The organism is Nocardiopsis sp. NPDC007018, assembly GCF_040635075.1.
Classification (GTDB): Bacteria; Actinomycetota; Actinomycetes; order Streptosporangiales; family Streptosporangiaceae; genus Nocardiopsis.
Genome location: NZ_JBEYHA010000048.1, coordinates 21724 through 41950 on the forward strand (window position 1 = coordinate 21724; position 20227 = coordinate 41950).

At 70.1% G+C, this 20227-nt stretch carries 18 protein-coding genes; 11 read left to right on the forward strand and 7 right to left on the reverse strand.

The annotated features are described in order from the left end of the window. Nucleotides 1-52: 52 nt before the first annotated feature. The 4 genes from coxB (at nucleotide 53) to ABZ635_RS21595 (ending at nucleotide 4572) form a co-directional block, all read left to right on the forward strand. The gene (coxB, locus tag ABZ635_RS21580) at nucleotides 53-892 is read left to right on the forward strand and encodes a cytochrome c oxidase subunit II (RefSeq protein ID WP_357768082.1); all 840 of its coding nucleotides are present in this window, start codon (nucleotides 53-55) and stop codon (nucleotides 890-892) included. After that, the gene (gene ctaD / locus ABZ635_RS21585; protein ID WP_357768085.1) at nucleotides 892-2565 is read left to right on the forward strand and encodes a cytochrome c oxidase subunit I; all 1674 of its coding nucleotides are present in this window, start codon (nucleotides 892-894) and stop codon (nucleotides 2563-2565) included. The genes coxB and ctaD overlap by 1 nt, the downstream gene beginning before the upstream one ends. Before the next feature lie 12 nt (nucleotides 2566-2577). After that, complete coding sequence (locus ABZ635_RS21590; RefSeq protein ID WP_357768088.1) at nucleotides 2578-3003, forward strand: cytochrome c oxidase subunit 4; 426 nt, start codon at nucleotides 2578-2580, stop codon at nucleotides 3001-3003. Nucleotides 3004-3252: 249 nt separating this feature from the next. Then, entirely contained in the window at nucleotides 3253-4572 is a 1320-nt protein-coding gene (locus ABZ635_RS21595) for an Ig-like domain-containing protein (RefSeq protein ID WP_357768091.1), read from the forward strand. 21 nt (nucleotides 4573-4593) lie between these two features. Here ABZ635_RS21595 and ABZ635_RS21600 read toward each other — a convergent pair whose 3' ends face one another. The 5 genes from ABZ635_RS21600 to ABZ635_RS21620 form a co-directional block, all read right to left on the reverse strand. Next, nucleotides 4594-5742 (reverse strand): glycosyltransferase family 4 protein, encoded by a 1149-nt coding sequence (locus tag ABZ635_RS21600; RefSeq protein WP_357768094.1) that lies wholly within the window; start codon nucleotides 5740-5742, stop codon nucleotides 4594-4596. Nucleotides 5743-5829: 87 nt separating this feature from the next. Next, nucleotides 5830-6870: a C40 family peptidase gene (locus tag ABZ635_RS21605; protein ID WP_357768097.1), complete on the reverse strand. Its 1041-nt coding sequence runs from the start codon at nucleotides 6868-6870 to the stop codon at nucleotides 5830-5832. A gap of 350 nt (nucleotides 6871-7220) precedes the next feature. Then, nucleotides 7221-8222: an NlpC/P60 family protein gene (locus tag ABZ635_RS21610; RefSeq protein ID WP_357768100.1), complete on the reverse strand. Its 1002-nt coding sequence runs from the start codon at nucleotides 8220-8222 to the stop codon at nucleotides 7221-7223. Between the two features lie 366 nt (nucleotides 8223-8588). Then, the gene (locus tag ABZ635_RS21615; protein WP_357768103.1) at nucleotides 8589-10019 is read right to left on the reverse strand and encodes an NYN domain-containing protein; all 1431 of its coding nucleotides are present in this window, start codon (nucleotides 10017-10019) and stop codon (nucleotides 8589-8591) included. Then, nucleotides 10016-10297, reverse strand: a complete 282-nt coding sequence (locus ABZ635_RS21620) for a hypothetical protein (protein WP_357768106.1) — start codon at nucleotides 10295-10297, stop codon at nucleotides 10016-10018. The genes ABZ635_RS21615 and ABZ635_RS21620 overlap by 4 nt, the downstream gene beginning before the upstream one ends. A 131-nt stretch (nucleotides 10298-10428) precedes the next feature. Here ABZ635_RS21620 and ABZ635_RS21625 point away from each other — a divergent pair, with 131 nt between their 5' ends. Genes ABZ635_RS21625 through ABZ635_RS21635 form a run of 3 tightly spaced genes read left to right on the forward strand, consistent with a single transcriptional unit; the run spans nucleotide 10429 to nucleotide 13268 of the window. Beyond that, nucleotides 10429-12195 carry a DEDD exonuclease domain-containing protein gene (locus tag ABZ635_RS21625; protein ID WP_357768109.1) on the forward strand — a complete coding sequence of 589 codons (1767 nt, stop codon included), beginning with the start codon at nucleotides 10429-10431 and terminating at the stop codon, nucleotides 12193-12195. Beyond that, complete coding sequence (locus ABZ635_RS21630) at nucleotides 12173-12937, forward strand: rhomboid family intramembrane serine protease (RefSeq protein ID WP_357768112.1); 765 nt, start codon at nucleotides 12173-12175, stop codon at nucleotides 12935-12937. Before ABZ635_RS21625 ends, ABZ635_RS21630 begins: the two co-directional genes overlap by 23 nt. A 55-nt stretch (nucleotides 12938-12992) precedes the next feature. Beyond that, the gene (locus ABZ635_RS21635) at nucleotides 12993-13268 is read left to right on the forward strand and encodes an Lrp/AsnC ligand binding domain-containing protein (protein ID WP_357768115.1); all 276 of its coding nucleotides are present in this window, start codon (nucleotides 12993-12995) and stop codon (nucleotides 13266-13268) included. A gap of 39 nt (nucleotides 13269-13307) precedes the next feature. Here ABZ635_RS21635 and trpD read toward each other — a convergent pair whose 3' ends face one another. Together trpD and ABZ635_RS21645 are read right to left on the reverse strand one after the other, a co-directional pair. Further along, on the reverse strand, nucleotides 13308-14399 hold the full coding sequence (trpD, locus tag ABZ635_RS21640; RefSeq protein ID WP_357768118.1) for an anthranilate phosphoribosyltransferase: 1092 nt from the start codon (nucleotides 14397-14399) through the stop codon (nucleotides 13308-13310). Nucleotides 14400-14609: 210 nt separating this feature from the next. Then, nucleotides 14610-15047, reverse strand: a complete 438-nt coding sequence (locus tag ABZ635_RS21645; protein ID WP_357768121.1) for a hypothetical protein — start codon at nucleotides 15045-15047, stop codon at nucleotides 14610-14612. Nucleotides 15048-15583: 536 nt separating this feature from the next. On the opposite strand from ABZ635_RS21645, the gene ABZ635_RS21650 reads away from it, so the two are divergent. From ABZ635_RS21650 to ABZ635_RS21665, 4 genes are all read left to right on the forward strand, one after another. Next, nucleotides 15584-16159 carry a heme-copper oxidase subunit III gene (locus ABZ635_RS21650; RefSeq protein WP_357768123.1) on the forward strand — a complete coding sequence of 192 codons (576 nt, stop codon included), beginning with the start codon at nucleotides 15584-15586 and terminating at the stop codon, nucleotides 16157-16159. 95 nt (nucleotides 16160-16254) lie between these two features. Beyond that, entirely contained in the window at nucleotides 16255-17124 is an 870-nt protein-coding gene (locus tag ABZ635_RS21655) for a cytochrome c (RefSeq protein ID WP_357768138.1), read from the forward strand. Beyond that, nucleotides 17117-18247, forward strand: coding sequence for a Rieske 2Fe-2S domain-containing protein (locus ABZ635_RS21660; RefSeq protein ID WP_357768126.1), 1131 nt, complete (start codon nucleotides 17117-17119; stop codon nucleotides 18245-18247). The genes ABZ635_RS21655 and ABZ635_RS21660 overlap by 8 nt, the downstream gene beginning before the upstream one ends. A gap of 3 nt (nucleotides 18248-18250) precedes the next feature. Continuing rightward, nucleotides 18251-19903, forward strand: coding sequence for a cytochrome bc complex cytochrome b subunit (locus ABZ635_RS21665; RefSeq protein WP_357768129.1), 1653 nt, complete (start codon nucleotides 18251-18253; stop codon nucleotides 19901-19903). The last annotated feature ends 324 nt before the right edge of the window (nucleotides 19904-20227 follow it).

Consider the following 20227-nt stretch of genomic DNA (forward strand, 5'->3'; position numbering starts at 1 on the left):
GCTGGGGCTGGCCGCGACCGGCTGCGCGTCGAACGATCTCACTCGTTTGGGCATGCCGGAGCCGATCACCGAGCAGGCCGAGCGTGTTATCTCGCTCTGGCAGGGCTCGTGGGTGGCGGCGTTCGCGGTCGGCGTCCTTGTGTGGGGACTGTTCATCTGGACAATCCTCTTCCACCGCAAGCGCTCTGCGCAGTTGCCGCCGCAGGTGCGGTACAACATGCCCATCGAAGCGCTGTACACCGTTCTGCCGATCGTCGTCATCTCGGTGCTCTTCTTCTTCACCGCGCGAGACCAGGCCTACCTGCTCGACACCGAAGAGCCCGCCGACGTCCACGTAGAGGTCGTGGCCTTCCAATGGGCCTGGCAGTTCAACTACATGGACGACACCAAGGAGAACGGTGGCGACGTGCTCTTCTCCGAGGTTGGCATCCCCAACCCGGACGGCAGCGCCAACCGTGACACCCAGACGACCCTCGTCCTTCCCGAGGGCGCGGTCGTCCACTTCGACCTCCACTCTCCCGACGTCATCCACTCGTTCTGGATTCCGTCCTTCGGCTTCAAGATGGACGTCGTCCCGGGCCGCGACAACGCCTTCCAGGTGAACCTGAAGGAGGGCTCCGCGGGCGAGTACGTCGGTCGTTGCGCCGAGCTGTGCGGTGTGGACCACACCCGCATGCTGTTCAACGTCGAGGTCCTCCCGCAGGACGAGTACGACGCGTGGGCCGCCGAGCAGGAGGCCAACGCGATCGAGGCCGCCGACGCCGCGGAGGCCGCCGCCCTGGAAGCCGCCGAGTCCGCCGAGACCGACGACGCCGAGGGCACGGGTGCCGACGGCACCGACGCCGAGGGCACGGGAGCCGAGGCGACCGAGTCCGAGGAGAATGACGAGTAATGACCACGACGGCAACCGCACCCCGCACTGACGGTCAGGCACCGTCGCGCAAGGGGTCGATCATCGTCAACTGGCTGACGTCGACCGACCACAAGGTCATCGGGTACATGTACCTGATCACCTCCTTCGCGTTCTTCCTCTTCGGAGGCGTGCTGGCGCTCCTGATGCGCCTGGAACTGTTCCACCCGGGCATGCAGTACATGTCCAACGAGCAGTTCAACCAGCTGTTCACGATGCACGGCACGATCATGCTGCTGATGTTCGCGACCCCGCTGTTCGTCGGGTTCTCGAACATCCTGATGCCGCTCCAGATCGGCGCCCCCGATGTGGCCTTCCCCAGGATCAACCTGTTCGGCTACTACCTGTTCCTGTTCGGCAGCCTCATCGCCATCAGCGGGTTCCTGACCCCGGGCGGCGCCGCCAGCTTCGGTTGGTTCGCCTACACCCCGCTCTCCGACGCGGTCCGCTCTCCGGGCCTCGGCGGCGACCTGTGGATCTTGGGCCTGGCCGTCTCGGGTCTGGGCACGATCCTCGGCGCGGTCAACTTCATCACCACCGGCCTGTGCATGCGCGCGCCCGGTATGACGATGTTCCGCATGCCGATCTTCACCTGGAACACCCTGCTCACCAGCGTGCTGGTGCTCATCGCCTTCCCGGTGCTGACCGCCGCCCTGATCGCCCTGGGCGCGGACCGCATGGTCGGCACCCAGGTCTTCAACGCCGAGCACGGTGGCGCCATCCTGTGGCAGCACCTGTTCTGGTTCTTCGGTCACCCCGAGGTGTACATCATCGCGCTGCCGTTCTTCGGTATCGCGACGGAGATCCTCCCGGTCTTCAGCCGCAAGCCGATCTTCGGGTACAAGAGCCTGGTGGCGGCGACCATCGCCATCGCCGGCCTCTCCGTGACCGTGTGGGCGCACCACATGTTCCCGACCGGCGCGGTCCTCCTGCCCTTCTTCTCGTTCATGACGTTCCTCATCGCGGTCCCGACCGGTGTGAAGTTCTTCAACTGGATCGGGACGATGTGGCGAGGGCAGCTCACGTTCGAGACGCCGATGCTGTTCACGATCGGCTTCCTGGTCACCTTCCTCTTCGGTGGCCTGACCGGTGTGCTGCTGGCTTCGCCCCCCATCGACTTCCACGTCACCGACTCCTACTTCGTGGTGGCGCACTTCCACTACGTGGTGTTCGGCACCGTGGTGTTCGCGATGTTCGCGGGCTTCTACTTCTGGTGGCCCAAGTTCACCGGCCGGATGCTCAACGAGAAGCTGGGCAGGTTCCACTTCTGGCTGCTCTTCCTGGGCTTCCACGGCACGTTCCTGGTGCAGCACTGGCTGGGCGCGATGGGCTTCCCGCGTCGTTACGCGGACTACGTCCAGGAGGACGGGTTCACCGCGCTGAACCAGATCTCCTCCGTGTCGTCGTTCGTGCTCGCGGCCTCGACGCTGATCTTCTTCTGGAACATCTACGTCACCGCGAAGAAGGCGCCGCTGGTCACCGTGGACGACCCGTGGGGCTACGGCTGCTCGCTGGAGTGGGCCACCTCGTGCCCGCCGCCGCGACACAACTTCACGTCGCTGCCCCGCATCCGGTCCGAGCGTCCGGCCTTCGACCTCAACCACCCGCACGCGGCCGCGCCCGGCGCCGTCGCCGCCGGTGCCGAGAAGAAGTAGGGGGTAGAGCACATGAAGATGCAGGCCTACCTGTTCATGGGCATCTCGACCTTCTTCGGTCTGGCTGCCGCGCTGTACATCTACTGGTCGCTCCTGGAGACCGGTGAGATCGAGTGGGCGGGTACCACCGCCCTGGTGGTCTCCATCGGTTTCGGCTGGATGATCGGTTTCTGGCTCTGGCAGTCGGCTCGCCACAGCGAGCACCACCACGGCCTGCCGGCCGAGGAGCGGCTCGACGGCGAGATCGCCGAGAACGCCGGTGAGTACGGGTTCTTCAGCCCGCACAGCTGGTGGCCGATGTTCGTCGCGATGGCCGTCGCCTTCACGGCGGTCGGCGTGGCGATCGGCTGGTGGATGGTGTTCATCGGCTTCTTCGCCGTCATCCTCACGTCGCTGGGCTGGGTCTTCGAGTACTACCGCAAGGAGTTCCAGCACTGACGTTCGACCTCGGGCGTTTATCACTCTTCGAGTTTTGATCGCTACGCAGGGTAGGATGTGTGTGTCACCGCCCCGGTGGCCGGACGGGTCGTCCCAGACGACCCCCGGGCACCGGGGTACTCTTTTTCGGTGACCCCCACGTGACCGCTGTCCACGCAGGTCACGCCGCATCCAGGCCCTGACGGCGTCACGTCGGCGCGCACGCTCCGCGCACGTCCGGGCCCCGCACGGACGCTGGAGGTCCTTGGCGTGAAGCGACGAAACGTCTCTACCCGAACCGCCGCGGCCGCGGCGGCCCTCCTGTTCCTCGCGGCCGCCTGTACCTCCGAGGGAGAGGGCGGCACGGAGGACGCGCCGCTCCCCGAGGAGGCCCAGAAGGGCCCCGAGGTGGTCGTGACCCCCGTCCCCGGTGCCACCGAGGTGCCGCCCAACAGCCCGGTCCGGGTCGAGGCCGCGGACGGCACCATCACCGACGTCCGGATCGAACAGGTCACGGAGGTCGAGGTGGCCTCCGGGGACGCGGCCGAGGCGGCACCGGGCGCGGACGAGGAGGAGGACCCCTTCCCGGTCACCGGCACGCTCAACGAGGCCGGGGACGTCTGGGTGAGTGACTGGAACCTGCGCCCCGGGGCCTCCGTCAGCGTCGTGGTGACCGCGGCCGACGACGAGGGGGAGGAGACCGAGGTGGTCTCGGAGTTCACCACCCTGGAGTCGGTGCCCGGCCGCCGCCTCGAACTCGCCTCCAACTTCCCGAGCAGTGGGGACGTGGTGGGGGTGGGGATGCCCGTCATCGTCAACTTCGACCAGCCCGTCACCCACAAGGAACAGGTGGAGAACTCCATCGAGGTGACCGCCGAGGAGGAGACCGAGGGCGCCTGGAACTGGGTCGGCGACGAGATGGCGGTCTTTCGGCCCAAGGAGTACTGGGACCCCTACCAGGAGGTCACCGTCGACCTCCGACTGGCCGGAGTGGAGTCCTCCGAGGGCGTGTACGGGGTGGACGACCACCGCATCCGGTTCGAGGTGGGCCGCGAGCTCGTCTCCACCATGCACGTCCCCGACCACGAGATGAACGTGTCCATCGACGGCGAGACCGTCCGCACCATCCCGGTCAGCAACGGTTCCGGGGAGGAGCGCTTCAACACCACCACCTCCGGCGTACACCTGACCATGGAGAAGTACCAGTCGTTGGTGATGGACTCCGCCACCGTGGGCATCCCCGAGGGGGCGCCGGGCTACTACCGACTGGACGTGGACTGGGCGGTCCGCACCTCCAACAGCGGGGAGTTCACCCACGCCGCTCCCTGGAACGCGGGCAACCTAGGCGGCGCCAACACGTCCAACGGCTGCACGAACATGACGGTCGAGGACGCCCGCTGGTTCCACAACCAGGCGCTCATGGGCGACATCCTGGAGACCACCGGCACGGACCGGGACCTGGAGTGGGACAACGGCTGGGGCTTCTACCAGCGCTCCTGGGAGGAGTGGCTGGAGCACAGCGTCACCGGGGAGCCCCAGCGCACCGACGGCTCCGGAACCCCCGGCCGCGTCCACGGCGACGACCTCTAGGGCTGGGCAGACCGCGTCCGGTCAGCCCCGGCCCGGCTCCACGCCCCTGAGAAGGTCGTCCAGGCGTCCGAGGGTGCGGTCCCAGGACCACTCTCGGGACACCCACGCACGGCCGTGAGCGCCCATCTGGGCGGCGCGGTCGGGGTCGCGCAGCAGACGGATGAGCGCCCGGGCGGTCGGACCGGGCAGCGTCCCGTCGACCACGTGGCCGGTCTCGCCCTCCAGGACGGCGTCAGGGGCTCCTCCGGAGGCACCGGCCACCACCGGCAGCCCGGTGGCGGAGGCCTCCAGGTAGACCATGCCGAGGCCCTCCACGTCGAGCCCCGCCCGCCGGGTGCGGCAGGGCATGGCGAAGACGTCCCCGGCGTCGTAGTGGGCGGGCAGGCGTTCGGCGGGGACGGGACCGGTGAAGCGCACCGAGTCCGTGCCCCGGGCCGCCGAGCGCAGACTCGGGGCGAGGGGGCCGTCACCGACGAACAGCAGGACCGCGTCGGGCACGTCCGCCAGCACGCGCGGCCAGGCCCGGAGCAGGGTGTCCTGGCCCTTGCGCGCGACCATGCGGGACACGCACACGACCACGGGGCGCGAACCCAACCCCAGCTCGCGCCGGACCTCCTCGCCGCCGGAACCGGGGCGGAAGCGGTCGGTGTCCACCCCCGGGGCCAGGCGCCGCATCCGGGCGGCGGCCGCGGGGGACAGCGAGCGGGCCAGCCGCCTGCGGGTGTAGTCCCCCAGGTAGGTGACGGTGTCCACGCCGTCACCGATCGCCCGTAGCGCCGTACCGGCCCCGGGCACCACCGTCCACCCGGTCTCGTGGCCGTGGGTGAGCGCCACCTGGCGCCGCACCCGGGAGCGCATCCCGGAGGCCACCAGCCCCAGCGGCGCGGCGGCGCCGTAGAGCACGGTGTCGCAGCCCTCCATCTCGGCGATCACCCGGGCCCTGCGCGCCACCCCCGGGGTGGGCAGCAGGACCCGGGCGGAGTCCCGCACGACGGGGAACGGCTGGCGCAGGTCGAAGTGCGGGTCGGCGTGGTGGTCCCCGGGGGCGGGGGAGGAGCAGTAGACCAGGACCGATCCCGGGGGGCGGCGCCGGGCCAGCTCGTGCACGAAGGACTCGATGCCGCCCGCGCGCGGAGGGAAGTCGTTGGTGATGATCAGGGTTCGCGACACCTGAGCGAGTCTAGGGGAGGGACGCCGAGGGGCCCCCGGGAAACGCGTGGTCTCCCGAGGGCCCCTCCCGGCGCGGTGCCGGTCGCCTCAGGGGCGGACGGCGGCGACGAAGTTGGAGCGGTAGTAGTCGCTCAGCTGCACCGTTCCGATGGGGCGGGCCGAGGTGGAGGCGTGGACCATCACGCCGTCGCCCGCGTACAGGCCCACGTGACTCGGGTTCGGACCGTAGAAGAAGAGCAGGTCGCCGGGCTGCTTGTTCTCCCAGGACACGCGCTGCCCCGCGTTGATCTGGTCGTAGGTGGTGCGCGGCAGGTTCACGCCCGCCCGGGCCCATGCGGCCTGGGTCAGGCCGGAGCAGTCGTAGCCGTTGGGTCCGGTACCGCCCCAGACGTAGGGCTTGCCCACCTGCTGGTAGGCGAAGTCGAGCACGGTCTGGGCGTTGCCGGTCGCGGGGCCGGTGTAGCTCGCGCCGCCGCCTCCGCCGCCCCCGCCGGAACCTCCGCCGGTCCCGGTGTCCGTGGCGACGTTCTCCGTGGCAGCGGCCTGTTCCTCGGCGGTCAGCTCCGAGAGGATGTCCTCCTGCTCGCCGATCGCCTCCTCCGCGGCCTCGGTGGCCTCCTCGGCCTCGGACAGGGCGTCGGCGGCCGCCTTCTCGGTGGCCTCGGCCTCGCCCCGCAGGCCCTCCAGGTGTTCGAGCTCCTCCAGGTACAGGGAGAGGCTCTCCTGGTGCTGCTCGGAGAGGTAGGTGAGGTCGGCCTGGTGTTCCAGGGCCTCTTCGGGGCCGGTGGCCCCGATCAGCTGGGCGGGGGAGGTCAGGTCCACGCCGGTGTAGGTGGTGTTGGCCAGGGCGCGGACCCCGGTGCTGAGGGAGTCCACCTTCTTCTCGGCGGTCTCGATGTCGCCGAGGATGTTCTCCAGCTTCTCCTCGGCCGCCTCATGGGTCTCCTTGGCCTCGTTGTAGGCCGCGTTGAGCTCGATGAACTCCTCTTCGAGGCGTTCGATCTCCTCCTGGACGTCCTCGGAGGTGGGCTCGGCATGGGCCACGGCGGTGGGGAGGAGGAGGGCGCCGAGGGCGAGGGAGGCGATGGCCGCCGTGCGGCGTCGGCGTTCGCCACGGGATGCAGACACTGAAACACCTTTCTCCCCCTGACCCGGGCGATGCGGGTTCAGGGGACTGCACCGGGTGGGGTACCTCGGGCCAGAGAGGGTGGCCGAAACGGTGTGGGGGTGTGCCCGACCCGGGCGCGGCTGTCACCACCGGGGGGTGGTGAATGAGGAGCAACCGCGCTCGGCGATGAACACTAGTGCATGCCTCCGGACGCCCTCAACTGTTTCGTGACATTCCACTGGAACCCGATGGCTGTCCGAAAGCCGGGAAACCGTACCTAAAAGGGGTTCCGCGCGGGGCCGGGTGAGCCGGTGCACAGAAAGGGCCGCCGCCCCGGCGGGGGCGGCGGCCTCACGGGAGCACGCGTGGGTCAGGGGCGCACGGCGAACTGGAACTGACCGCCCCAGTAGGCGGCCAGACCGACGACCTCCAGGTTGCGGCCGCTGCTCGGGGCGTGGACCATCTGCCCGTTGCCCGCGTACAGGCCGTTGTGGCCCAGGTCGCCGAAGAAGAACAGGATGTCACCCGGCTGGACGGCGCTCATGTCGTAGATGCGGGTACCCACGTCGGCCTGACCGTAGGTGGTCCGGGGCAGGTCGACCCCGCCCGCGCGCCAGGACGCCTGGACCAGGCCCGAGCAGTCGTAGCCGTTGGGGCCGGTGCCGCCCCACACGTAGGGCAGACCCACCTTCTGGTAGGCGAAGTCCAGAGCCGCCGACGCGCCGCCGCTGCCGCCGCCCGCGTGGGACTGGCCGCCGCTGTCGTCGGCGCCCTCGGCGGAGGCGTCGGAGTCCGGGAACTGCGCGAGGATCTCCTGCTGCTCCTCGATCGCCTCCTCGACCTCGTCCTTGGCCTCCTCGGCCTCGTCCTTGGCCTTCTCCGCCTCCTCCATCGCCTTCTCGGCCTCGTCCTTGAGCGCGAACAGGCGCTCGGCGGACTCGCCGAAGTCGTCCAGCTGCGTCTGCTGGTTCTCCGACAGGTAGTTGAGGTCGGCGTTCTGCTCCAGCAGCGCCTCGGGGCCGTCCGAGGTCAGGACGTTGGCGGTGGAGTTGAGCTCGCCGCCCTGGTAGGTGGCGCTGGCGAACTGCTGGACCTTCTCCCGCAGCTCGTCGTAGCGCTCCTGCTCGTCACCGACCTGGCCGTCGAGTTCCTCGAAGGCGGCCTTGGCCGCCTCGTAGTCCTCTTCGGCCTGGTTGTAGGTCTCGACCGCCGCCGAGGCCTCCTGGTTCAGCTCCTCGATGCGGTCCTCGACCTCGTCCTGGGTCGGCTCGGCGTGGGCGACGCCGGGGGCGAGGAAGGTACTGGCGGCGACCACGCCGAGACCGGTCGTAGCGATTCGGCGAGCCGTACGCCGACCACCGGGGTTCTTCATGGCGGTCCACGCTCCTTGAGGTTGGGAAGTCCGCATGGGGTGTTGGGAGACGGAAGGGATCGGGGGTGCCCGCGCGTCGGCACGGGCCTCACGGGAGTGTGCGGGTCCCGGCCGGTGCGGGGAGGCACAAGGGCGGCCTTCTACCCGACAGGGCACTCACGTTCCTGGAAGAACCTAGCGGAACGTCCTGCGAGCCTCAACCACGGCGGCCCGGCGAAACCTGAGGGGGGCCGCGCACCCGGGGCACGGGGAGCCGGACCCGGCCTGGTGGGAGCGCGGACTCGGCGGGCCCGGCGCGCGTACGCGCGTGGTGAGGCTCTCAGCCGGAGGCGACGGCCGGGAGCGGCGCACCGGGCCCGGGTCCGCTCAGGAGTGTGACTCCAGGTGGCGTAGGAAGACCGTGGAGGGCACCGCTCGGGCCCCCGCCCGCCGGACCGCGGTGACGACCTCCTGGTCCGAGGTGACCACGGCGATCGGCCGCCCCGGCGGTTCGGCCCGTACCAGTCGGACGATCAGCGTGTCGGCGATCTCCCCGGGCGCGCTGAACAGCACCCGCACCCGTCGGCTGGTGGCCACCGGCGGGGCCTCCACGTCGGCGCCGTCGAACACGCAGGTGATCTCCGCCTTGGTCCGGCTCGCCAACCCCTCCAACGAGGTGAGCAGGCGGGAGCGCTGGTCGGCCAGCGGCAGCGTTCCGTACCCGGTCTTGGTGACGTTGTAGCCGTCCAGCAACAGGTGCACACGGGGCACGGTGAGCAGGTGCTCCAGCAGTCCCGGGGCGTCGTCGGGCAGACCGCCCAACGACACGCGGCGGTGCTCCTCCTGGGCCTCCGCCACGAGGTCGGCCGGGCTGTCCAGGGACGTGGGCAGCGCCAGCTCGCGCCGCAGACCGTGCGAGGCGTCCACCAGCACGTCCAACAGCACCCGCAGCCGCGCCTCGTCGGCGTTGCGGCCGGTGCGCACCGCACGGCGGGCGTTCTCCACCTGCGCCTCGGCGTCGGCCAGACGCGAACGCAGCCTGCGGTTCTCCACCTCCAGGGCGCTGACCTGGCTCTCGGAGGCGTGACGCCGGTCGGCGGTCTCGGTCACCGCCTGTTCGGCCTCCGACACCGCCTTGCGGGCGCGCTGGCGCTCCTTGTGGACCTTGCGCCGCAGCTCGGCGATCTCGGTGCGCTGCTCGCCGATCTGCCCGCGCAGCCGCTCCAGTTCCGCCTGGTGCCCCCGCTGGGTTTCCTCCAGACGCCGACGGACGTCGTCGAGGGCCTCGGCGGCCTCGCCGACCTCCCGGGCGCTGCTCTGGCGCTCCAGCTCCTCGTGGACACCCTCGATGATCTCCGGCCACCCCCGGGGGCGCAGCAGGTAGGCGCTGGCGGCCACCGCGACGGGATCGGCGGCGGGCGGGACGACGCCGGCGCGCATCCCCTCGGCCAGCTCGGGCCAGACCTGCTCCACCCGTGCCGCGACCCGGCCCCGGAAAGCGCGGTCGTTCTCCAGCTGGGCGGCGATCTGCGGACCGGCCAGCCGCGCCCGGCGCCGAGGCTCGAACTTGGCGACCCGGCGCAGGACCGGGGGCAGGTCGGCGGGGCGCATACCGCCGAGCACGTCGGAGCCGTACTCGACGACGCGGGCTCGCACCGGTTCGGGCAGGGGGCGGCGCAGGCGCTCTGTGCCCTCCTCCTCGGCGGGTACCGGCTCCTCGGGCCCGGCGGGCCGCCGCGACTCCTCGCGGTCCGCCCCGCCGGGGGCGCGGTCACCGTCGCCGCCACCGGTACCGCCCGAGCCCGGGCGGGTACTCATGCCCGACCCGTCGGGCTCTCCGCCGATGCGTCGGTGACCGACGAGTCGGCGTCGGGACGGGGGACGACCTCCACGCTGTCGGTGGCACCGCACCAGCGGCACCTCACCCGCTCGACCGTCTCGGAGAGCACCGTGCGCTCCTCGACCGCCCCGACTCCGGAGAGCTCCTGATGCACGAAGTCCTGGGAGCGCACGGTCCGGGTCACGTCGAACCGCGTCAGGTTCCCGCACCCGGTGCATCGCCAACGCTCACTGTCACCCGGCATCGCGATCCCCACGGTTCCTCCTTGCGTCGTGCTCGTCTCGGGGCGGCGGCCTGTGCCGTCCCGTCACCCACATCCTTCCATGTCGGGAGGGTCTGACCGTAGCCAGGAAGTGTTTGGTCGTGGCCCCCGACTACCCTGACCGCGTGGTTCGACAGACAGCGGCGCCCGAGGGCGTCCAAACCAGCATCGGGGACCTCGGCACGCCGCTGGCCGGGGTGTCCTTCGTCGTCGTCGACCTGGAGACCACCGGAACCAGCGCCTCGCGGTCCCGGATCACCGAGATTGGCGCGGTGCGCGTGCGCGACGGGCGGGTGACCGGCGAGTTCACGTCCCTGGTCGACCCCGGGACGCTCATCCCGGCCAACATCACCCTGCTGACCGGCATCACCCAGTCGATGGTGGCGACCGCCCCGCCCATCAGCCGGGTCCTGCCCGACCTGCTGGCCTTCCTGGCGGCCGAACCGGACACCGTGCTCGTGGCGCACAACGCGCCCTTCGACACCGGCTTCCTCAAGGCCGCATGCGAGCGCGAGGGCGTGGAGTGGCCCGGTTATCCCGTGGTCGACACCCTGCGCCTGGCCCGGGCGGTCCTGCTCCGACCCGAGGTCCACAACCACCGCCTGGGGACCCTGGCGGCCTTCTTCGGCGCCCCCACCACCCCGAACCACAGGGCGCTGGACGACGCCCGCGCCACCGTCGACGTGCTCAACGGGCTGCTGGCCCGGCTCGCGCCCCTGGGCGTGACCAGCCTCGAGGAGCTGCGGGCCGTCAGCAAGCCGCCCAGCCGCGCGCAGCGGGCCCGCCGCCACCTCGCCGAGGACCTGCCCGAACGCCCCGGCGTCTACGTGTTCACCGACGCGCGCGGCGCGAGCCTGTACGTCGGCAAGAGCAACAACCTGCGCCGCCGGGTCGCCTCCTACTTCACGGCGGCCGAGTCCCGCAGACGCATCCGGGAGATGGCCGGACTGGTCGAGGGCGTCACCCCCATCGTGTGCACCACCGAGCTGGAGGCGTCCGTCCGCGAGCTGCGCATCATCGCCGAGCGCAAGCCCCCGTTCAACCGCCGCTCGCGCCACCCCGAACGCGCCTCCTGGGTCACTCTCACCCCGGAGCCGCTGCCGCGCCTGTCCGTGGTGCGGGTGATCAAGGACGACGGCGCGCCCTACCTGGGCCCCTACCCCTCGCCGCGGGCGGCGGAGGAGGCCCGCGAGGCGATCCTGCACGCCCTGCCGCTGCGCCAGTGCACCCACGTCTTCGCCACCGAGGAGGCGCCGGGTCCGTCCGGTCCCCTGCTGCGGGTGGTCCCCGGCGCCGTGCGGCCGTGCGTACTCGCCCAGCTGGGCCGCTGCGGAGCCCCCTGCGACGGCACGGAACCGCTGGCCGACTACACCGGTCACGCCGACGCCGCCCGCACCGCCATGACCGGCGACCCCGCGGTGGTGGCGGACGCCCTCACCGACCGCATCCGCGAGCTGTCCGCGGAACTGCGCTACGAGGAGGCGGCGTCCCTGCGTGACCGCCTCTCCGCCTTCCTGCGCGGGGCCCGGCGCGCCCAGCGGCTCACCGCCATCGCCGCCGTCCCGCACCTGGTCGCGACCGCTCCGGGGGCCACCGGCTGGGAGACCGCCGTGGTGCGCCACGGACGCCTGGCGGGCAGCGCCGTCCTGGAACCGGGCACCGACCCCGCGGCCTTCCTCGCGTCCCTGACCGCCACCGCGGAACGCGTGCCCCCGGGGTTCGGCCCGGTCCCCAACGCCACGGCGGCCGAGACCGAACTGGTCCTGGACTGGTTGGAGCGGCCGGGCACGCGCCTGGTCGAGGTGGAAGGTGAGTGGACATGCCCGTTGCGCAGCGCCGAAGCGTACGCCGGGATGACACACTGGGCGCATGGCCGCGCTTCCGCTGAATGACGACTACCCGGTCCGACGCGCGCCCGTCGTCACCTTCGGGCTGATCGCGGTCAACGTCCTCGTCTACCTGCTCTCACCACAGGCGGCCACCGCCGTCTGGTACCCGGCGGACGCGATCGGGCGCTTCTGCGCGATCGACGACTACTTCATGCGCTGGGGCGCGATCCCCGACGAACTGCTCGGCCGGGTCGACCTGGCCGGGCCGCTCAGCCCCTCGTGCGAGGGGATCACCGGCAAGTCCGTCTGGTTCTCCGTGCTCAGTTCCATGTTCCTGCACGCGGGCGCGATGCACCTGCTCGGCAACATGGTCTACCTGTTCGTCTTCGGCCCGGTCGTCGAGGACCGCCTGGGCCGATTCCGCTACCTCGCGCTGTACCTGGGCACGGGGGTGGTGGCCGCCTTCGGCTTCGCCCTGGTCGACGCGGACGGCACCGTGCCGATGGTCGGTGCCTCCGGGGCGATCTCGGGCGTCCTCGGCGCCTACCTGGTGGTGCAGTTCCGCAGCAGGGTCACCACGCTGGTGTTCGTCGTCATCCCGATGCGCCTGCCCGGGTGGGCGGTGGTGGGAAGCTACTTCGCACTTCAGTATCTTCTCTACGTCACATCCTCGACCGCCCCGGGCGCTGAGACCAACGTGGCCTACGCGGCACACGTCTACGGGTTCATCGCGGGGGTGATCGCGGGACTGGCGCTGCACCGACTGCGACGGCGCTCGGGGACACGGCTCTCCGGCGCCTACTAGCGCCAGCGGCCCCGGCCGGGCGCCGCGTCCCGCACAGAACCGCCCAGGAGGCACAGTGATCACCGCGATCGTCATGATCAAGGCCGACGTCCACCGCATCCCCGAGGTCGCCGAGGCGATCGCCGCGATCGACGGGGTCAGCGAGGTCTACTCCGTCACCGGCGGGGTCGACCTCATCGCCATGGTGCGGGTGCGCCGCCACGAGGACCTCGCGGACGTGATCCCCGGCCGCGTCAACAAGGTCGCGGGCGTGATCTCCTCCGACACCCACATCTCGTTCCAGACCTACTCCAAGCACGACCTGGAGTCGGCCTTCGCCATCGGCTGGTAGCCGGGGCCGGGGCCGGGTTCCGCCCGGCCCCGCCGGGCCCTACAGCTCCTTGGCCAGACCCTGGCTGGTCTCCACCCACGCCGCCAGACGGCGCTCGGCCGCACCGCTGTCGACCGCGGCCGCGGCACGCTCGTACCCCGCGCGCACCGCCTCGGTCAGGGAACCGTCCACCCCGTCCACGGCGGCCAGCGCGGCACCGGCGTTGAGCAGCACGGCGTCACGCACCGGGCCGGGGCGGCCCGCCACCAGGTCCCGCACCGCCTGGGCGTTGAACTCCACGTCCCCGCCGCGCAGGGCGTCCGGGGCCGAACGCGCGATGCCGAGGTCGGCCGGGTCCAAGCGCTCACGTCGCGCCCGGCCGTCCTCGACCACCCAGACGGTGGAGGTGGTGGCGGTGGTCAGCTCGTCCAGGCCGTCGTCGCCCCGGAACACCAGCGCGGAGGAGCCCCGGCGGGCGAACACCCCGGCGATCACCTCGCACATGCGCTCGTCGAACACCCCGATCGCCGAGGCGGTCGGCTGCGCCGGGTTGGTCAGCGGCCCCAGGAAGTTGAACACGGTCGGCACCGCCAGCTCGCGGCGCGGCTTGGCGGCGTAGCGCAGCGAGGGGTGGAACAGCGGGGCGAAACAGAAGGTGACACCGGCCTCACGGGCCACCCGCACGGTCAGCTCCGGCGGCAGGTCCAGGACCACACCGAGCCGTTCCAGCACGTCGGCGGTCCCGCACGAGGAGGAGGCGGCCCGGTTGCCGTGCTTGACCACCCGGGCGCCGGCGGCCGCGGCCACGATCGCCGCCATGGTGGACACGTTCACCGTGTGGGCCCGGTCGCCGCCCGTGCCGACGATGTCCAGGGTCGGGCCCTCGACGCTGATCCGGATCGCGTTGTCGAGCATGCCCTGGGCCAGGCCGGTCACCTCGGACACGCTCTCGCCCTTGGCGCGCAGCGCGATCGCGAAGCCCGCGACCTGCGCGTCGGTCGCCGAACCCGACATGATCTCGTTCATGGCCCACGCGGTGTCGGCGGCGCTCAGGGAGACCCCGCCCAACAGGGCGGTGATCAGGTGCGCCCAGGTGCGCTCCTCGACGGCGGACACGTGCTGGTCGGGTTCGGGTGTGACGGGGACGTTCATGTGCTGGGACTCCAGGCGGGACGGGAAGGGGAGCCGGGGCGGGCGCGCGGGCCCGCCCCCTCAACGGCTCCGAAGGACAGGGAGGGACGGGGCGGGGCGGCGCCATCGCCCGATGTCGGCGCCGTGGTTCAGGGCTCCGCCCACCACGAGGCGACGGCGCATGTCCCTGTCGCCGTTCATCCTGTCGGTCATCGCGTCACACACCAGGGCTCAGCCGCTGAGCGCCGCGACGCGCTGGCGCATGAGCTCGGCCAGCGACTCGGCGAGCGCGACCGGGTCGATCGGGTGGCTCACGACCTGGTCGGCCTGCGACCAGGTCGCCAGCCAGCCGTCGTCGCGGCGGCCCACCAGCAGCAGCACCGGCGGGCAGCGGAAGATCTCGTCCTTGACCTGGCGGCACAGGCCCATCCCGCCGTTCGGCGCGGCCTCGCCGTCGAAGATCGCCACGTCGACGCGCTCGGCCGGGTCCTTGGACTCCAGCTTGCGCAGGACGCCGGGGGCGGTCGCACACTCGACGATCTCGACCTTGGGGACGTCGGCGGCGGGGCGGCGGCCGATCGCCGTCCGTACCCGGTCGCGGGTCTCCGCCTTGTCGCTGTAGACCAGCACGCGCATCCGGGCATCCGTGTCCGTACCGCTGACCACCATCGCGCAACCGTCCCATCGCGTCGGACCGCGGTCGCCGCCGTGGGGGGTGCGACCGTGGCGTTCGTTGGCTCTTAGCCTCTGACTGTATTGCCTCGGAGCCGACCGGCCCCGAGGGGGGAGTCGGCGGACCGGTGAAGGGGTTGAGACCTTCGACACCACAGGATGCCAGGGTCATGGCGGGCCGCGCCAACCAGCCCCGGGCGCGGCGTTGTCCAACAGTGATCGTTTCGATACCTTGGCGTTGGTTGGGAGAGGTTGAAGCGCCTTCCGGCCGGGTACGGATCGCCTCAACCGCGCCGGATCGGGCCCTCGTGTGCTGGCGGGCGCGTCGGAACCCGGCAGCGGGCGCGCGAGCGGCTACAGTAACGCCCGAGTCACGGTGAGAGCGCCGCCCCGTGGGTCGAGAGCGGTCGATACCGGGACCGATCCGCCTCCTTACGGGGGGTCGAGTACGGACCTTCGCGAGAAGCCGTAATAATGCTCCCGTGGCGACAGCAACCGCGAACCCAAAATCAGCAACCGCATCAGCTCATGGTGTGGCAAAGCGTCCTGACCTGGTGAGTGTTGGCACCATCGTGTGGCTGGCCAACGAACTCATGTTCTTCGCTGCGCTGTTCGCGATGTACTTCACCATCCGATCGGTGACCAACGGGAACCCCGAGCTCGGCGAGTGGGCGGACGTCCACCTCAACGTCCCGTGGGCCTCGACGATCACCTTTGTCCTGGTGGCTTCCAGCTTCACCGCGCAGCTCGGCGTCTGGGCCGCGGAGCGCGGCGACGTCAAGAAGCTGCGCACGTGGTTCTTCATCACGTTCTTCATGGGCCTGTTCTTCATCCTCGGACAGGCGTATGAGTACTACGAGCTCATCTTCCACGAGGGCCTGACTCTCCAGTCGAGCGCCTACGGGTCGATGTTCTACCTGACCACGGGCTTCCACGGACTCCACGTCATCGGTGGTTTGATCGCGTTCCTCATCATGCTGGGACGCACGTACGCCGCGAAGCGCTTCACTCACCAGCAGGCGACCAGTGCGATCGTCGTGTCCTACTACTGGCACTTCGTCGACGTCGTCTGGGTCGCTTTGTTCGTAACCATCTACTTCATCCAGTAACCCGAAACGGGGAAACCGTGAAATGGATTACCGCGCGGCGACGGCATCCCCTGGCGGGGTATGTCGTCGTCATCCTCGCGCTAGCCCTGTTCGGGGTGGGGTACGCCGCACTGGCTCCCACCTCGGACCAGGCGCAGGCGCAGACCCTAGCCGCTGAGGCGCCGTCCGCGGACGACGTGGACATCGCCCAGGGCAAGGCCATCTTCGACCAGACGTGCGCCAGCTGCCACAACTACGACGGCAGCGGCACGTTCAACGAGGCCGACGGTGAGCGGACGATGACCAACGGCCCCGACCTCCGCGAGGTCGGCCCCGCCGCCATCGACTTCCAGGTCAGCACCGGCCGTATGCCGTCGATGGACCCGGACAGCCAGATGCCGCGCAAGCCGATGGCCATGTCCGAACAGGATCTGGCGGACCTGATCGCGTACTACAACGCGCAGATCAGGACCAACGGTGCCGGAGCCGAGGTGCCCTACGAGGTGCCTGACGCGGCTCCGCAGCGTGCCGACTTCGACGACGAGGCGGCCTACGAAGAGGCCCTCTCCGCGTACGAGGCCGAGTACGACGCCTACATCGAGGGCGCCAGCGACACCGACATGGGCATGAAGCTCTACCTGACCAACTGTGCGCACTGCCACAGCTGGTCCGGCGGCGGCGGCGCCCTCACCGACGGCCGTTGGGCCCCCGAGATCCATGACTCGTCTCCGCGCGAGATCTACGAGGCCATGGTCAGCGGGCCCGGCGCCATGCCGATGTTCAGCGACGGTGTCATCTCCCCCGAGGAGAAGCAGGAGCTGATCTCCTACGTCAAGACGCTTCAGGCCGAACCGAACGCCGGCGGCATCTTCGACCTGAAGCGCGTCGGCCAGGTCGCGGAGGGCTTCATCGGGTGGACCGTGGGTCTCTCCCTGATCATCGCCTGCGCGATCTGGATCACCGCGAAGCAGCGTGCCCATGACTGAGAACAACAACGACAACAACACGGGAGACGACGCCAAGAAGCGCGTCGTCGGTACCCCGGCGGACACCACCGACGTGGTGACCGAGACCTCCGCGAAGGCTGAGAGCGAGCACAACGGGCCGTACCTGGCCTCGGAGACTCACCAGCACTCGGAGGAGAAGCAGGTGCGCGGCGAGAAGCTCGCCTCGCTCTGGTTCGTCATCGCCTTCCTCGGCGGTGTGGGATTCATCGTCTCGTACTTCCTGTTCCCGCCCACGGCGGCGGGGCCCGCGATCGCCGACCCCCAGATCGGCCAGTACTCGAACATGCTCCTTGGTGGCACGCTCACCCTCGCCATGTTCGGTATCGGCGCCGGTATGACGGTCTGGGCACGCAACGTGATGCCGCACTACGAGGTGGCGTCGCCGTACGAGGAACTCCCCTCCAGCCCGGAGGAGAAGGGCTCGTTCAGCGAGTTCTTCATGAAGAGCGCCGACGAGAGCGGCTTCACCAAGCGGCCGCTGATGCGCCGTACGCTCATCGCGGCCATGCTGCCGCTGGGCATCGCGCCGATCGTCCTTCTGCGCGACACCGGCCCGCTGCCGGGCGAGCAGATGAAGGTCACCCCGTGGGCCGACGGCGTGCGCATGTTCGTCGAGGGCACGCACCGTGAGATCAAGGCCGAGGACCTGGAGAACGACCCGTACGGGATGATCTCCGCGCTCCCCGCGCTCACGGACGACCGCTACCCGCACGGCATGAGCCTCACCGATCAGGCCAAGTCCGTCATCCTGCTCATCAAGATGCCGGAGAAGGACTGGAAGGACGGGATGGACGAAGCGGTCCGCAAGGGCAGCGACGAAACCCGTCTCAACTGGACCCACGAGGGCATCGTGGCGTACTCGAAGATCTGCACGCACGTGGGCTGCCCCGCGGCGCTCTACGAGCGCACCACGCACCGCATCCTGTGCCCCTGCCACCAGTCGACGTTCGACGCCTCGGACGGCGCCAAGGTGGTCTTCGGTCCCGCGCACCGTCCCCTGCCCCAGCTCCCGATCGGCGTCGACGACGAGGGCTACCTCATCGCCAAGGGCGACTTCAACGAGCCGACCGGGCCGACGTTCTGGGAATACAGGAAGGACTAGTCGATGAGTAAGACCACGCAAGCCCCCAAGGCGCTGCGCGGCGTCGGAAACTTCATCGACGACCGCTTCCACCTGGCCAAGACCGGCGAGAAGAACCTGCGCAAGGTCTTCCCGAACCACTGGTCGTTCATGCTGGGCGAGATCGCGCTGTACTCGTTCATCATCCTGCTCGTCAGCGGCGTGTTCCTCACGCTGTGGTTCAAGCCGAGCATGATCGAGGTCGTCTACGAGGGCTCCTACGAGCGCCTCCAGGGCGTCCCCATGAGTGAGGCCTTCGCCTCGACCCTCTACATCGACTTCGACGTCCGTGGCGGGTTCCTGGTTCGGCAGATCCACCACTGGGCCGCGCTGATCTTCGTGGCCTCGCTCGTGGTGCACATGCTCCGGGTGTTCTTCACCGGCGCGTTCCGCAAGCCGCGTGAGATCAACTGGCTCATCGGTGTCGCCATCTTCACCCTGGCCATGGTCGAGGGCCTCTTCGGCTACTCGCTGCCGGACGACCTGCCCTCGGGCATGGGCGTGCGCATCCTCCAGGGCGTCATGCTGGCGCTGCCGCTGGTCGGGTCCTACGTGTCGATGTTCCTCTTCGGCGGGGAGTTCCCCGGAGAGGACATCATCACGCGCCTGTACATGTTGCACGTGCTGCTGATCCCGGCGCTCCTGCTCGGGCTCATCGTCGCGCACTTCATGATCCTCTGGCACCAGAAGCACACGCAGTATCCGGGGCAGGGGAGATCCGACAAGACCGTCGTGGGAACACCCATGTTCCCGGCGTTCGCGGTCAAGGCGGGCGGGTTCTTCTTCTTCACGTTCGCCGTGATCGCCGGTCTGAGCGCGTTCGTGCAGATCAACCCGATCCACCTGTTCGGCCCGTTCACTCCGACGTCCATCACCTCCGGCCTCCAGCCGGACTGGTACATGGGCTTCATGGAGGGTTCGCTGCGTATCTTCCCGAACACCCTGGACTTCACGATCCCGATCGGCGCCGGTTACCCGGTCATGACGGCGGTCCTGGTCCCGGGTCTGGTCGTTCCCGGCCTGATCTTCGGTGCCCTGGGCGCCTGGCCGTTCGTGGAGCAGTGGATCACCGGCGACAAGCGCGCCCACAACGTGGCCGACCGTCCGCGCAACGCGCCGGTCCGTACCGGTCTGGGCGTCGCGGGCATCGTCTTCTACGGCGTGCTGTGGCTGGCCGGGTCGAACGACATCCTGTCGGAGACCTTCTCGATCGACCTGTACCTGACCACGTACATCTTCCGTGTGCTGGTCATCGTCGGTCCGATCGTGGGCTTCATCGTGACCAAGCGCATCTGCCTGGGCCTCCAGCTCCGTGACCGGGAGACCCTGGAGCACGGGTACGAGAGCGGCACCATCCAGCAGCTGCCCAGCGGTGAGTTCATCGAGGTCCACAAGGAGAACTCGGCCGAGACCACCCACGTGCTGGAGAGCAAGCCGGTCATCACCTCGACCGCCCTGGAAGAGGACGAGACCGACGACAACGGCGTGGAGAACCCGGCGGCGCGCAAGCCGATGGGCAAGCTGCGCCGGGCGCTCGCCCACTGGTACACGAAGGACAACGTGTCCATCGACGGTGTGGAGGCCCACACCGGGCACCACCTGCACCACTCCTCCGGGGGAGACGACAAGGGCCACTAGGTCCCACGTGTCGTGACGACGGACCCGGCCGCATCGCGCGGCCGGGTCCGTCGTGTGTCTCGGGGCTCCTCCAGAGCCCCCAGGCTCTCTCTGGGCCCTCTGCGGCCCCTCCCCGCGGGGCTCGGGGTCCGGCCGGGTCGGCCGCGGGTGCCACGGCGCCACCAGGGGCCACGCCCGACCGGGCCGGTCGGCCCCGCTCCGGTCCACGCGGCGGCGACCGGCCCTTAGGGCGTGTTCCGCGGATCATTCCGGGCTCGCGACCACCAGGCTGCCTCTCGCTGCGCCGACTTCGCTCGGACAGCCAAACCCGGGCTGACCTTCGCT

Excerpts from the sequence above, each read along its gene's own strand:
- coxB (WP_357768082.1), top strand. The coding sequence starts at position 53 with ATGCCGGAGCCGATCACCGAGCAGGCCGAGCGTGTTATCTCGCTCTGG.
- ctaD (WP_357768085.1), top strand. The coding sequence starts at position 892 with ATGACCACGACGGCAACCGCACCCCGCACTGACGGTCAGGCACCGTCG.
- ABZ635_RS21590 (WP_357768088.1), top strand. The coding sequence starts at position 2,578 with ATGAAGATGCAGGCCTACCTGTTCATGGGCATCTCGACCTTCTTCGGT.
- ABZ635_RS21610 (WP_357768100.1), bottom strand. The coding sequence starts at position 8,222 with ATGAAGAACCCCGGTGGTCGGCGTACGGCTCGCCGAATCGCTACGACC.
- ABZ635_RS21615 (WP_357768103.1), bottom strand. The coding sequence starts at position 10,019 with ATGAGTACCCGCCCGGGCTCGGGCGGTACCGGTGGCGGCGACGGTGAC.
- ABZ635_RS21630 (WP_357768112.1), top strand. The coding sequence starts at position 12,173 with ATGGCCGCGCTTCCGCTGAATGACGACTACCCGGTCCGACGCGCGCCC.
- trpD (WP_357768118.1), bottom strand. The coding sequence starts at position 14,399 with ATGAACGTCCCCGTCACACCCGAACCCGACCAGCACGTGTCCGCCGTC.
- ABZ635_RS21645 (WP_357768121.1), bottom strand. The coding sequence starts at position 15,047 with ATGGTGGTCAGCGGTACGGACACGGATGCCCGGATGCGCGTGCTGGTC.
- ABZ635_RS21660 (WP_357768126.1), top strand. The coding sequence starts at position 17,117 with ATGACTGAGAACAACAACGACAACAACACGGGAGACGACGCCAAGAAG.
- ABZ635_RS21665 (WP_357768129.1), top strand. The coding sequence starts at position 18,251 with ATGAGTAAGACCACGCAAGCCCCCAAGGCGCTGCGCGGCGTCGGAAAC.